The 13387-nt window shown below is 59.4% G+C and carries 13 protein-coding genes; 6 read left to right on the forward strand and 7 right to left on the reverse strand.

Annotated elements, in window-relative coordinates; all coding sequences use genetic code 11:
• Positions 1-9: 9 nt before the first annotated feature.
• Both HWW83_RS01915 and HWW83_RS01920 read right to left on the reverse strand, forming a co-directional pair.
• A complete protein-coding gene (locus HWW83_RS01915; protein WP_033642496.1) occupies positions 10-630 on the reverse strand; it encodes a glutathione S-transferase family protein in 621 nt (206 codons plus the stop codon).
• Between the two features lie 91 nt (positions 631-721).
• On the reverse strand, positions 722-1378 hold the full coding sequence (locus HWW83_RS01920; RefSeq protein ID WP_033642497.1) for an HAD family hydrolase: 657 nt from the start codon (positions 1376-1378) through the stop codon (positions 722-724).
• Between the two features lie 107 nt (positions 1379-1485).
• Between HWW83_RS01920 and HWW83_RS01925 the strand changes: the two genes are divergently transcribed.
• Both HWW83_RS01925 and HWW83_RS01930 read left to right on the forward strand, forming a co-directional pair.
• Positions 1486-1722, forward strand: coding sequence for a hypothetical protein (locus HWW83_RS01925; RefSeq protein ID WP_142002179.1), 237 nt, complete (start codon positions 1486-1488; stop codon positions 1720-1722).
• Positions 1667-2689, forward strand: a complete 1023-nt coding sequence (locus tag HWW83_RS01930; protein WP_033644235.1) for an isopenicillin N synthase family dioxygenase — start codon at positions 1667-1669, stop codon at positions 2687-2689. Before HWW83_RS01925 ends, HWW83_RS01930 begins: the two co-directional genes overlap by 56 nt.
• Before the next feature lie 59 nt (positions 2690-2748).
• Here HWW83_RS01930 and HWW83_RS01935 read toward each other — a convergent pair whose 3' ends face one another.
• Together HWW83_RS01935 and HWW83_RS01940 are read right to left on the reverse strand one after the other, a co-directional pair.
• Positions 2749-3894 carry a trans-sulfuration enzyme family protein gene (locus HWW83_RS01935; protein WP_033642498.1) on the reverse strand — a complete coding sequence of 382 codons (1146 nt, stop codon included), beginning with the start codon at positions 3892-3894 and terminating at the stop codon, positions 2749-2751.
• 12 nt (positions 3895-3906) lie between these two features.
• Entirely contained in the window at positions 3907-5274 is a 1368-nt protein-coding gene (locus HWW83_RS01940; protein WP_033642499.1) for a pyridoxal-phosphate dependent enzyme, read from the reverse strand.
• Between the two features lie 467 nt (positions 5275-5741).
• Here HWW83_RS01940 and HWW83_RS01945 point away from each other — a divergent pair, with 467 nt between their 5' ends.
• Positions 5742-6947, forward strand: coding sequence for a serine hydrolase (locus HWW83_RS01945; RefSeq protein ID WP_060659727.1), 1206 nt, complete (start codon positions 5742-5744; stop codon positions 6945-6947).
• 102 nt (positions 6948-7049) lie between these two features.
• Here HWW83_RS01945 and HWW83_RS01950 read toward each other — a convergent pair whose 3' ends face one another.
• The 3 genes from HWW83_RS01950 to HWW83_RS01960 all read right to left on the reverse strand — a co-directional run bounded on the left by HWW83_RS01950 (position 7050) and on the right by HWW83_RS01960 (position 8944).
• Positions 7050-7541: a fimbrial protein gene (locus HWW83_RS01950; RefSeq protein ID WP_226772988.1), complete on the reverse strand. Its 492-nt coding sequence runs from the start codon at positions 7539-7541 to the stop codon at positions 7050-7052.
• A 19-nt stretch (positions 7542-7560) separates the two neighbouring features.
• Positions 7561-8532, reverse strand: coding sequence for a fimbrial protein (locus HWW83_RS01955; RefSeq protein ID WP_223524044.1), 972 nt, complete (start codon positions 8530-8532; stop codon positions 7561-7563).
• Positions 8533-8611: 79 nt separating this feature from the next.
• Positions 8612-8944, reverse strand: a complete 333-nt coding sequence (locus HWW83_RS01960) for a hypothetical protein (protein ID WP_046686743.1) — start codon at positions 8942-8944, stop codon at positions 8612-8614.
• Positions 8945-9608: 664 nt separating this feature from the next.
• Between HWW83_RS01960 and HWW83_RS01965 the strand changes: the two genes are divergently transcribed.
• From HWW83_RS01965 to HWW83_RS01975, 3 genes are all read left to right on the forward strand, one after another.
• Positions 9609-10130 carry a fimbrial protein gene (locus HWW83_RS01965; protein WP_025302212.1) on the forward strand — a complete coding sequence of 174 codons (522 nt, stop codon included), beginning with the start codon at positions 9609-9611 and terminating at the stop codon, positions 10128-10130.
• A 78-nt stretch (positions 10131-10208) separates the two neighbouring features.
• On the forward strand, positions 10209-10745 hold the full coding sequence (locus HWW83_RS01970) for a fimbrial protein (protein WP_033642500.1): 537 nt from the start codon (positions 10209-10211) through the stop codon (positions 10743-10745).
• A 47-nt stretch (positions 10746-10792) separates the two neighbouring features.
• Entirely contained in the window at positions 10793-13327 is a 2535-nt protein-coding gene (locus HWW83_RS01975; RefSeq protein WP_080376437.1) for an outer membrane usher protein, read from the forward strand.
• The last annotated feature ends 60 nt before the right edge of the window (positions 13328-13387 follow it).

Genomic DNA, 13387 nt, shown 5'->3' on the forward strand with positions numbered 1-13387 from the left:
CCGCACGCGTCAGGTGAGTGCGCTCATCACGCCGCGCTGGTAGGCCGGGCGTGCGCGCAGTTGCTGATACCAGCGCTCCATGTTCGGCCGCGGGCGGCGGGCGATCGGCATTTCGAACCAGGCGTAGGCGAAGCTGCCGAGCGGGATATCGCCGAAACCGAACGCGCCGCCGGAGAGGTAAGGCTGGTGCGCCAGCGTCTGTTCGATGACGTCGAAGTGTTTTTCCAGCGTGGCGATCGCCGTTTCGATTTTCGCCATGTCGCGCAGCTCCGGCGCGGTGCGTATCAGGCCCCAAAAGACGATGGTGAAGGCCGGGACAATCGTCGAGGTGGTCCAGTCCATCCATTTCTCGGCGGCGGCGCGCGCCTGCAGATCTTGCGGATAGAACGTCGCGTCGCCGAATTTCGCCGCCAGGTAGCGCACGATGGTGTTGGACTCCCACAGCACGAAGTCATCGTCCTGCAGCAGCGGCACCAGGCCGTTCGGGTTCAACGCGCGGTAACTCTCTTCGTTGACTTTGCCGAACGCCCCGCCGGCGTTGATGTGGGTGTAGTTGAGCCCCAATTCGGCGGCGCACCACAGCACCTTCCTGACGTTGTTCGAATTCTCACGACCCCAAATGGTCAGCATGGGATAACTCCGTTAGCGGATAATAAGGACCCTCTATACCTACGCCACAACGCGCTTTTTGTCACACCGCAGGGCACTTTTTGTCTGCCGCTCAGCGTTCCCAGCGGCACACTTCCCAGCCGCGCTCCGCCGCCAGCGCGCTCAGTTCGCTGTCGGGGTTGATCACCGTGGCGCTGTCGACGAATTGCAGCATCGCCTTATCATTGAGAGAGTCGCTGTAGCCGTGGCTGTGCTCGAACTTCAGGTGCGGGTGCTGCGCCAGCCAGTGCTGCAGGCGGATCACCTTGCCCTGTTGATAGGTCATGGTGCCGTAGGTGTTGCCGGTGAAGCGGCCATCGCTGATTTCCACGCCGATCGCCAGCGCATCGTCGGCGCCGAGCTGTTCGGCGATCGGCGCCACCAGATGCTCGCCGGTGGCGGAGATCACCAGGATGCAGTCGCCGCGTTCGCGGTGCCACTGCAGGCGTTCGCGGGCGGCGGGATAGACGCGCGGCAGGATGTCGCGGCGGATGTAACGTTGCACCCAGCCGGCCACGGTTTGCACGCTCAGGCCGGCCAGCGGCGCCAGCGTGGCCTGCATGTAGTCCTCCATCGACAGCTTGCCCTGATAATAGAGCTGCATCAGCTGCTGCTCCTGCAGTTCCAGCTCCGCCGGCGCGAACCCCTGGCCGACCAGCCAGCGGATCCACAGGCTGGCACTGTCATCGTCAATCAGGGTTTCATCCAGGTCGAATAAGGCTAAATCCATCAGTATTTCTCCGGCAGGCAGGGTATGAGGTCGTTTACAGGATAGCGGATAGCGCACATCGCCAGCCAGCGGCGTCGGCGAAATTGCGCAGAGCATAAGAAACATTGATGACGGTTTTGCGACAGTTTGTTGAACGTTTGCATAACTTAGAACGCAACAATATTGGCCGCTCCGGCGAGCGCGGTGATAACTATGAAGCAAATGCAGCTACCCGCTGGGGAGTGACAATGTTGATTATTCGCCTGTATGGCAGCCCGATCGCGATCGGGGAAGAAGAGGAACCGCATGATGACGCATCTGACGACGCAGAAGACGCTGCCGCTGCTGGATCTTTCGCAGCTTGATGGTGATGCGCGCCAACGGCGCGCCTTTCTCGACGATCTGCGCGCGGCGGCCCGCGACGTCGGTTTTTTCTATCTGCGCGGCCACGGCGTGGACGGCGCGCTGAATGCGCGGCTGCAGCACGCCGCGCGGCAATTCTTCGCCCTGCCGGAAGCCGACAAGCTGGCGGTGCAGATGGTGCATTCGCCGCACTTTCGCGGTTACAACCGGGCGGCGGCGGAACTCACGCGCGGGCAGCCTGACTGGCGCGAGCAGTTCGATATCGGCGCCGAACGCCCGGCGCTGACGCTGTCTGATGACACGCCGCGCTGGGCGCGCCTGCAGGGGCCAAACCAGTGGCCGGCGGCGCTGCCGACGCTGAAACCGCTGCTGCTGCAGTGGCAACAGGCCATGACCGCCATGTCGCTGCGGCTGCTGCGCGCTTTCGCTTTGGCGCTGTCGCTGCCGGAGCAGGCGTTCGATCGTTTGTACGGCGAGAAGCCCAACGAGCACATCAAACTGATCCGCTACCCGGGGCGGGACGCCACCGGCAGCGCACAGGGCGTCGGCGCGCACAAGGACTCCGGGTTTCTCAGCTTTTTGCTGCAGGACGCGCAAAAAGGGCTGCAGGTAGAGGTGAGCGAAGGGCAATGGATAGACGCGCAGCCGCGTGAAGACACCTTCGTGGTGAACATCGGCGAGCTGCTGGAACTCGCGACCAACGGCTACCTGCGCGCCACGGTGCACCGGGTGGAAACGCCGCCGGCGGGGCGCGACAGGTTGTCGATCGCTTTCTTCCTCGGCGCGCGGCTGGACGCGGTGGTGCCGCTGTATCAACTGCCGCCGCAGCTGGCGGCGCAGGCGCGCGGCCCGGCCAGCGATCCGCTCAACCCGCTGTTTCGCGACGTGGGCGACAATTACCTGAAAGGGCGCATCCGCTCTCACCCCGATGTGGCGCACCGTTTTTATCAGGACGTCATCGGCGTCTGAACGCCGGGCGTAAAAAAGCCCGGCGCGTCGGCCGGGCTGATGGTGCGCTGATGCGGCGATTATTCCGCCAGCGCCTGCTGCAGATCGGCGATCAGATCTTCCACATCCTCAATCCCTACCGACAGGCGCACCAGCTGCGGCGTGATGCCGGTTTCCAAGCGCTGTTCCAGCGGAATGGAGGCGTGCGTCATGCTGAACGGCTGGCTGATCAGGCTTTCCACGCCGCCCAGGCTTTCCGCCAGGGTGAACAGGCGCGAACGCTGGATGACCCGGCGCGCATAGGCGTCGTCGCCTTTCAGCCGTACCGAGATCATGCCGCCGAAGCGCGTCATCTGGCGCGCCGCCAGCTCATGCTGCGGATGGCTCGGCAGGCCGGGGTAATAGACGTTTTCCACCTGCGGCTGGCTCTCCAGCCACTGGGCGATGCGCAGCGCGCTATCGCTGTGGCGCTGCATGCGCAGCGCCAGAGTGCGAATGCCGCGCAGCGTCAGGAAGCTGCTGAACGGATCGAGAATGCCGCCGACCGCGTTTTGCAGGAAACCGAGCTGTTCCGCCAGCGCCGGGTTATTCCCCACCGCCGCGACGCCCGCCACCACATCGGAGTGGCCGTTAAGGTATTTGGTGGCGGAGTGCACCACCACGTCAAAGCCCAGATCCAGCGGACGTTGCAGATACGGCGAGGCGAAGGTGTTGTCCGCCACGCTGATGAGCTGATGCTTTTTGGCGATCGCGGCGATGGCGCTCAGATCCGCCAGCTTGAGCAGCGGGTTGGTCGGCGTTTCGACCCAGATCATTTTGGTATCCGGCTCGATCGCCTGTTCCAGCCCGGCGAGATCCGCCGGCGACACGTAAGTCACGCGCAGGCCGGCGGTGCGGCTGCGCACTTTTTCCAGCAGGCGATAGGTGCCGCCGTACAGGTCGTCTACCGCGATCAGGTGGCTGTCTTTATCGAGCAGCTCCAGCACCGTGGAGCAGGCCGCCAGACCGGAGGCGAAGGCGTAGCCGCGGCTGCCGCCTTCCAGTTCGGCGATGGCGCTTTCCAGCGCGGTGCGCGTCGGGTTGGCGCTGCGGGAGTATTCGTAGCCGGTATGTTCGCCCGGTGCCGGTTGGGCGTAGGTGGAGGTGGCGTAAATCGCCGGCATCACTGCGCCGGTCGCGTCCGGGGTGTAACCGGCGTGAACGGTCAACGTATCAAACTTGGCCATAATGGATCCTTATTAACGTAATTTTTGGCGCCAGGCGTTAAGCACGTCTGTGCGGGTAATCAGGCCGAGGAAGCGCTCGCCGTCGAGCACCACCGCGACGTGGCCATGGTTGAAGGTGGCCTGTAATTCCTCGTAGCCGGCTTCCTTTTGCAGCGTCTGGACCTGCTTGGTCATCGCGCTGCCGGCCGGCAGGCTGAAGTGGGCGGCGTCGGCCTGGACGGCGTTCAGCAGATCCCACTCATCGATCAATCCGACCACCCGATCGCCTTCCAGCACCGGTAGCTGCGAGATGTCGTACAGCCGCATGCGGGCGTGCACGATCGCCAGCGTGTCGTCCGGCGCGGCGGAAACGGCGGCGCCTTCGTCGTGGCGATAAGCGATCAGATCGCGGAGATCGCCGTGCTGCGGTTTGCTCAGCAGGCCCTGCTCCAGCATCCAGTGGTCGTTATACATTTTAGACAGGTATTTGTTGCCGCTGTCGCAAACGAAGGTCACGACCCGCTTGGGTTCGGTTTGCGCGCGGCAGTAACGCAGAGCGGCGGCCAGCAGGGTGCCGGTGGAGGAGCCCGCCAGCACGCCTTCCTTGCGCAGCAGATCGCGCGCGGTGGTGAAGGCTTCTTCATCGCCGATGCGGTAAGCGTGGCGCACCTGGTCAAAGTCGCTGAGCGGCGGGACGAAGTCTTCGCCGATGCCTTCCACCAGCCAACTGCCCGCTTCGCCGATTTGGCCGTGGTCGAGATAGTCCGCCAGGATAGAGCCGGCAGGGTCGGCCAGCACGAATTCCGTCTGCGGCGAAACCTCGGAGAAATAGCGGCTCAACCCGCCCAGCGTGCCGCCGGAACCGACGCCGACCACGATGGCGTCCACGTCATGATCCATCTGCCGCCACAGTTCGGGCGCGGTGGTGGTGGTATGGGCCGCCGGGTTGGCCGGGTTATTGAACTGATCGATATAAAAGGCGCCGGGGATCTCCCCGGCCAGGCGTTTAGCGTAATCCTGATAATAAGCCGGGTGCCCCTTGCCGACGTCCGAACGGGTCAGCAACACCTCTACCCCCAACGCGCGCAGGTGGAAGATCTTTTCGCGGCTCATCTTGTCCGGCACCACCAGCAGCAGCTTATAGCCTTTCAGCGCCGCCACCAGCGCCAACCCCAGGCCGGTATTGCCGGCGGTGGCTTCGATGATGGTACCGCCCGGCTGCAGTTTGCCGTCGCGCTCGGCCTGCTCGATCATCGACAGCGCCACGCGGTCTTTGATCGAACCGCCGGGGTTTTGGTTCTCCAGCTTGACGAACAGCCGGCACGGGCCGGTATCAAACTGGGTCAGTTCCAACATCGGGGTATTGCCAATCATCTCGATGACGGAATGGGGGATCGCCATGACTCATCTCCAGGATTATTCGGTATAAAAGTCGTTGTGCGGATGATAGCGCTGAGGATAAGCGCTTTAAAAAGAACAAATAACGGTTCTATATGCCATTATGGAATATATTAATCTTTTTTAGACGTGTGGAAGCGCAGATGTTTAGCGGTGCAGATGCTTGGCCGTTTAGCCGTGGATGGGGGCGAAAGTGCGCGTCTCGATGCTTTTTTGAACGATAAATGCGTGCCTGCGTACAGTTATGTAAAAATGCTGAAAATTCACGCTAAACCCTGCAAAAATAAGATAAATCACATAAACTCACAGCAAGGGCATTTTCGGTGTGTTGTGTTACCCGCTACGGGCGCCGCAGGGGGTTGCGGCCGGCACGCGCGCACCGGGCCACTCTCGCTGGTTGGCTTAAAACGTGAACATGTTTGAAAGTTAACGCTATTTCAATGGTTTTGAATGGACACTCTGGCGACGTCATGATGAAAAAAAACTTATCCACTTCCCTGAAAAAACTGACCTTCAGCGTAGGCATCCTGTTGCTGGCCGCCTCGGCCGTACACGCGGCCGAGCCGCCGGCGCCGCCGCAGGTAGACGCCAAGGCCTTCATTCTGATGGACTACAACAGCGGCAAGGTGCTGACCGAAGGCAATGCCGACACCCGTCTCGATCCCGCCAGCCTGACCAAGATCATGTCCAGCTACGTGATCGGCCAGGCGATCAAGGCCGGCAAGATCAAGCCGGAAGACATGGTCACCGTCGGCAAAGACGCCTGGGCGCCCGGTAATCCGGCGCTGCGCGGCTCTTCGCTGATGTTCATCAAGCCGGGCGATCAGGTGCCGGTGCTGGAACTGAATAAGGGCATCGTGATCCAGTCCGGCAACGACGCCAGCATCGCGCTGGCGGACTACGTGGCGGGCAGCCAGGATTCGTTCGTCGGCCTGATGAACAACTACGCCAAATCCCTGGGCCTGCAGAATACCCACTTCCTGACGGTGCACGGCCTGGATGCGGAAGGGCAGTACAGCACCGCGCGCGACATGGCGCTGTTGAGTCAGGCGCTGATCCGCGACGTGCCGGACGAATACGCGCTGCATAAAGAGAAAGAGTTCACCTTCAACAAGATCCGCCAGATTAACCGCAACCGTCTGCTGTGGAGCAGCAACCTGAACGTTGACGGCATCAAGACCGGCTACACCAGCGGCGCCGGTCACAACCTGGTGGCGTCCGCCACCGACGGCCCGATGCGCCTGATCTCGGTGGTGCTGGGCGCGCCGAGCGATCGCGTGCGCTTTAGCGAAAGCGAAAAGCTGTTGACCTGGGGCTTCCGCTTCTATGAAACCGCGACGCCGATCAAGGCCGATAAACCATTCGTCACCCAGAAAGTGTGGTTCGGCGACGTCAGCGAAGTGCCGCTCGGCGTGGCGAAAGACGCCTCGGTCACCATTCCGAAAGGGCAGATGAAAAACCTGAAGGCCAGCTACAAGCTGACCCAACCGACGCTGGAAGCGCCGCTGGCGAAAAACCAGGTGGTCGGCACCATCGATTTCCAGCTGGACGGCAAAACCATCGAACAGCACCCGCTGGTGGTGATGCAAGAGGTGAAAGAGGGCAACTTCTTCAGCCGCATCTGGGATATGGTGATGATGAAGCTGAGCCAGTGGTTCGGCGGGATCTTCGGCTGAATAGCCTGATGTAAGGAGCGCCCCGGGCGCACCATCCTCGACCAAGCCGCAACGGAGACGTTGCGGCTTTTTTTATTTTCAGTATCCGGCCGAAGCGGCGCTTTAAAAATAGTCCACCAGCATGGTGGCGCCGCTGGAGAAGTCGCCTTCCGCCAGGGTGACGGCGCTGTTTTTCACCGGCACTGCATCAAGCGTCGGCGGATTGGCGTAGTCGATGTTCAGCGGCGTATTGATGGCGAAGGCCTTACCGTTGGCCAACAGCTTGATGCCCAATCCAGTGACGCTGCTGGTCAACACGCTGTTGTCAAAGGCCGCCGCGCTGCCCATGATCTTCATTTTCAACTGGCGGCTGTTATCCAGAAACTCGCATTTGATGCTGTAATCGATGCGTTGCATATAGCGGCTGCCGTCGATGCGTTTGATGCCGACCTTGCCGAAGTCGATATCGATGGTGCGCCCGTCGTTGATCACGCAAGGCGGAGGCGCCACCACGGTGGCGGTGATGTTGACTTTGGTGCCCTGATCGGCGGCCTGAGCGGCCGAGCTAATCAATTCCAGCGCCAACAGCAGGGCGCAGCCCGTTTTTATCGTCATGTTCATTCTGGCTCCCGTCTCAAGGTGCGCTGAAGATCAGCGTGGCCGAGCCCGACAGCGGACCGGTGGCGATGCTGGTGTAAGGGACATTGTTCTTCACCGGCACAAAGGTGACGGTGTCGTTGCCCAGACCGTTGACGATGCGCGTTCTGAAGGCATTGTTGGGCTTTACCACCGCGCCGTTGTGCACCATGGCCACGCCGACGTTGGGGTTGGTGGTCTTGATAAAATCGCTGGAGAAGCCGCTGGCGTCGCTGACCATCCGGATCAGAATATCCTGCGTCGCACTCTGATCGTCGCACTGGTAGCTGAGCGCTTTGTCCTGTTTGATCTGGGCGTCGTTGGCGCTCTGGGTCAGGAAGTCCTGGCGGATCTGACCAAAATCGACATTAATTTGCTGGCCGTTGTTGATGGTGCAACTGGTGGTGACGAAGTAGGCGTCGTTGTCGGCGATCAGGCGCCAGCGATAAACGCCGCACTGTGGGCAGCCCGGTTGATCGTTGGTCTGAATAAAGTTGATTTGGCCGATGACGTCACCCTTATTCACCTTGATGTCCGGCGTTGGGAAACGGTTCAACACGATATAGACCCGGATGGCGACAGACTGGGTCTGCAAGCCGGTGAGGCTGAGTACGCTGATGCCGGCAGGCACCGGGGAGTTATAGTCGCTGCCGTTGATGGTCGTGCCGCTGCCGATCGAGCCAAAAATCGCGCCGTTCATCGACAGCGCCGGGCTATCGGTTTTGAGATAGTCGTACCAGCTCGCGACGTCGTTTTTACAGGTGACCTGGCTGACGTTGACGATTTCGTTTTTGCCATAAGAAAGCTGCGGCCCGATGCGAACCCGGACGTCAACCGGCGTGGCCGATCCCCCCGGGGGAATAAGTCCGCCATCGGACGTGCGGCAAGTAAATGCGTTGGCGTTGCCAAACAGCAGGAAGAAAGAGAGTGCCAGGCAGCAACGTAAAAATAGCAGGGCTGTTTTTCTCACGATAATATCCCGATATATATAAATGGTGTGCGGCGTTACTCCGCAATGAAATATTGCCAATCAGGCCGGCTGGCCATATTTATTCCGTTAAAGGAGAGTGAGATGCATCTTTGTTGGGTATGCCGTTGTTATCGCCACCGCCTAACAACGCGGTGGGATACCACCTCAACGAGTTGTTGATGGAGCCGTCCGTCACAATCACTTCTTGTCGGGCGACAAGATCCAATAACAGCCGTCGAGCCCGGTAAACACCGACGTTGACGGCATTGGCCAGTTGCCGTGTCGAGAGCCACTGCTGCTGTGGCGGCGGCCCGGCGACGGGACATTGACGGGGCGATTGCGCGAATAATGTTTGCAGCAGATCGTGCTGCAATTGCCGTATTTCCTTTTGTTTCGGAGATAACGCTTCCATAGCACTTCCTCTGTATTCCGATTGCCGTATTCCTAAGAAAAAACAAACATTCGCCGTCTACCAACAACGAGGTAAAACGCGAACAAAGAAAATTCCTATCTATTTATCAGGATTGAAAAAAAAGGCGTTGCCCGCCCCGTTTTTACCTATGTTCAGGCAGGGGTGGCGTCACGCAGAAACCTAAAATTTTGGTTTATTATATTCACAAAGAGCCACTTTGCGATCTGATTACTTGTGAATCTCGCAAAAACAGGATATTGCTCTATAAAAGTATTTTTTACGATCTATGAGCCTAAAAATAACAGTAAATTAACTTTAATTAGGAAATAAATTGCGAATGTTCGCCTTGATCAAAAAAAGCCTTTTTTTGCTGAGAGGCATTTGCCAGAATATTCATCGCCGGACAAGAAGGGCGGATTAGAAAGTATTGGCCCCTGCTCGTTGTGGTTTCGTTTATTTTTATAGGGCGAATTCATTAATGGGTGGGCCGCTGCAGACTTACCGTTATCGACTTTTTATTGTCGGTGCCTTTGGGTTTTGGCAGTTAACCAACTAGCAAGATGCTAAAGAATCAGGGCTGCGCACATATAAGCGCGAGCAGGTTTCCTGTTGCTCTTTTTCTTGATTGGAATATGCATTTTTTCTTATAAGGAATATAGGTTCTATGAAACTTAACAAAATCATGATGGCTGCAGTGATTGCATTTGGCGCAAGTTCTTTTGCACAGGCAGCCGATCAGGGACACGGTAAGGTCACCTTCACGGGCTCTATTATTGATGCGCCATGCTCTATTGCGCCTGAGTCGATCGATCAGACCGTTGATCTGGGCCAGGTGTCCAACGTGGCGTTGAAAAACGGCGGCAAATCCAACCCGCGTCCGTTTGAAATCAAGCTGGAGCAGTGCGACATCACCACCCTGAAAACCGTTAAAACCACCTTCAGCGGCGTAGCATCGTCTACCGATAAGGATCTGCTGGGCATCGCGGGCACCGCCAGCGGCGCCGGCGTAGCCATCTCTTACAACGGCCAGCCGATCAAACTGGGTGAAGCGACTACCGCGCAGACTCTGAACACCGGCAACAACACCCTGCATTTCGCCGCCTACCTGCAGGGCGAAGGCGCTTCCGCCGCCATCGTTCCGGGCGACTTCACCGCCGTAGCCGATTTCACCCTGGCTTATCAGTAAGTGAGTCCGAAGGCTTAATCAACCAGGCATGGGGTTCGCCGCATGCCTGGTGAATCTCCCTGTCAAAGGAATGTCGCGATGTTTTTACCAAGGAATCGAGCGGGTGCCGTTCTTTTGGCGTCGTTGGCGTTTGCGCCCGGCTATGCAACTTCCGCCGCGCAGGGGTGGGGCAAGGTCAGTATGCACGGCGCCATTATCGACACCGCCTGCGCCATTGCCGCCGGCAGCCGCGATCAGACGATCGATATGGACACTCTTCCTCTCGGGCAGATCATTCGTGACGGCCAGGGGATGACCAAACCTTTCAGTATTGAATTGGTCAACTGCATTTTGGAACGGCCGGAAAACAAACCTGATTGGAAATTCTTTCAGGTCACGTTTGATGGTTATGCGGAAGGCGCTCTGTTTGGCGTACAGGGCGAGGCGCGCGGCGTCGCATTGAAGATAAAAGACAGCAACGGCACGCCGGTTATTCCAGGGAAACCCTTACCGATGGAAGGAATAATACCGGGAAATAGAGTGCTGAATTATTCCATGACGTTGATGCCGAATCATCAGCCGTTGAAGGCGGGAGCGTATTTTTCCACAGTGCGTTTTAAGCTGGATTATTTTTGATTTTTTCTCGTACTGACGGTTAATTCGTTATTGAAAGGACTTTTATTATGCTTTCACCGGCAGGGAAGTTATTTCGTCTTCAAGCTTTGGGGCTCTGTGTTGCCCTTTCTCTGGGAAATCCGATCGCGTTGGTCTATGCCGCCGACGTTATTCAATTCAATACTGACGTATTAGACATCAACGATCGTAAAAATATCGATCTGAGCCAATTTACGCGCAGCGGCTACATCATGCCGGGCGTTTATACCATGGTGGTGCACGTCAATAAGAACGACCTGCCGGAACAGCCGGTGACGTTTTTGGCGCCTGAGAACGAGCCTAAAGGCAGTGAAGCCTGTCTTTCACCGGCATTGGTCAACCAACTGGGGCTGAAAGAAAAGCTGTTAAGCACGCTTAACTGGACACACGGCGGCCGCTGCCTTGACGCCTCCAGTCTGGCGGGGATGGAAGCGCGCGGCGATCTCGCCAGTTCCGCGCTGTATCTCAACATCCCACAGGCCTATCTGGAGTACAGCTCGGAAAACTGGGATCCGCCTTCTCGCTGGGATGACGGTATTCCCGGGCTGCTGTTTGACTATAACGTCAACGCCCAAACGCAAAAGCACCAGAAAGGCGGCAGCAGCTACAGCCTGAGCGGCAACGGCACCGGCGGCGCCAACCTGGGCGCCTGGCGCCTGCGCGCCGATTGGCAGGCCAACCTCAACCACCAGACCGGATCTTCTCAGCCGACTGACAAACAGTTCGACTGGAGCCGCTATTACGCCTATCGGGCGATCCCGGCGCTGCGTTCGCGGCTGACGATGGGGGAGGATTACCTGAACTCCGACATTTTCGACAGCCTGCGCTTTACCGGCGTCAGTCTGCGATCCGACGACAGCATGTTGCCGCCCAACCTGCGCGGCTATGCGCCGGAAGTGACCGGCGTGGCGAAAACCAACGCCAAGGTGGTGGTCAGCCAGCAAGGGCGCGTGCTGTATGAAACGCAAGTGGCGGCGGGGCCGTTCCGCATTCAGGACATCAACGACGCCGTTTCCGGCGAGCTGGACGTGCGCGTCGAAGAGCAGGACGGCAGTGTGCAGGAGTTCAAGATGAACACCGCCAACATTCCTTACCTGACGCGCCCGGGCACGGTGCGTTACAAGCTGGCGACGGGCAAACCGTCGGAGTGGGGGCATCACCTGCGCGGGCCGATGTTCGGCACCGGCGAGTTCTCCTGGGGCATCAGCAACGGCTGGTCGCTGTACGGCGGTGGCATCGCCGGCGGCGATTACAACGCGCTGTCGCTGGGGATCGGGCGCGATCTGATGGCGCTGGGGGCGCTGTCGTTCGACGCCACGCAGTCGCGCGCGCGTTTGCCGCAGGAGGGCACGCTTACCGGCGGTTCGTATCGGTTGAGCTATTCGAAGAACTTCGATGAATACGACAGCCAGGTCACCTTCGCCGGTTACCGCTTCTCCCAGGAGGACTTCATGAGCATGGGGGACTACCTCGATGCGCGTTACGAAGGGGGACGCAGCGGCAAGAGCAAGGAGATGTACACCATCACTTTCAACAAACAGTTCCGCGATCTGGGGCTCAGCACCTATCTCAACTACAGCCACCAAACCTATTGGGATCGGGCGCCGAACGATCGTTACAACCTGATGGTATCGCGCTACTTCGATATCGGCGATTTCAAGAACGTCAGCGTATCGCTGTCGGCCTATCGCAACCGTTACAACGAGCGCAACGACGACGGGATGTACCTGTCGCTGTCGCTGCCCTGGGGCAGCGCCGGGACGCTCAGTTACAACATGACGCTCGATCGCGAAGAGAACGCCCATCGGGTCGGTTACTACAACCGGGTCGATGAACACAACAACTATCAGATCAGCGCGGGTGCCGCGCGCAGTGGGGCGACCGCCAGCGGGTATTACAGCCATCAGGGCGATATGGCGCAGATCAACGCCAACGCCAGCTACCAGGCCGGCCGCTATAGCGCCGTCGGCATTGGCGCGCAGGGCGGCCTGACGATGGCGGCGGAAGGGGCGGTGCTGCATCGCGTCAATACGCCGGGCGGCACGCGCTTGCTGCTCGATACCGAAGGCGTCGCCGGCGTGCCGGTGCGTGGCTACGGCAGTACGGTGCTGACCAACCGTTACGGCAAGGCGGTGGTGGCGGATGTGAACAGCTACTACCGCAACAAGGCCAGCATCGATCTCAACAGCCTGGGCGACAACGTCGAGGCGACGCGTTCCGTGGTGCAGGCCACGTTGACCGAGGGCGCCATCGGCTACCGCAAGTTCGAGGTGATTGCCGGCGAGAAGGCGATGGCGATCGTCAAGCTGGCGGACGGCAGTGAGCCGCCGTTTGGCGCCACGGTGCTGAATGCCCGCAAACAGGAGACCGGCATCATCAATGACGGCGGCAGCGTTTACCTGTCCGGCCTCAACCCCGGCGAGCGCATGAGCGTGCACTGGAACGGCGCGGCGCAGTGTGAAATCCAGCTGCCGGCGCCGTTGCCGGCCGAAATGCTGATGAACACGTTGCTGCTGCCTTGCCGTCCTCTCACCGGTAACAAGCCGGCGGAGAACGCCAACTGATACCCCCGGCGGAGCGTGCTTCGCCGCTAAACCGCCGGGGCGGAATCGCCCGCCTTCGGC

This window comes from Serratia ureilytica, from assembly GCF_013375155.1.
GTDB classification, from domain to species: Bacteria; Pseudomonadota; Gammaproteobacteria; order Enterobacterales; family Enterobacteriaceae; genus Serratia; species Serratia ureilytica.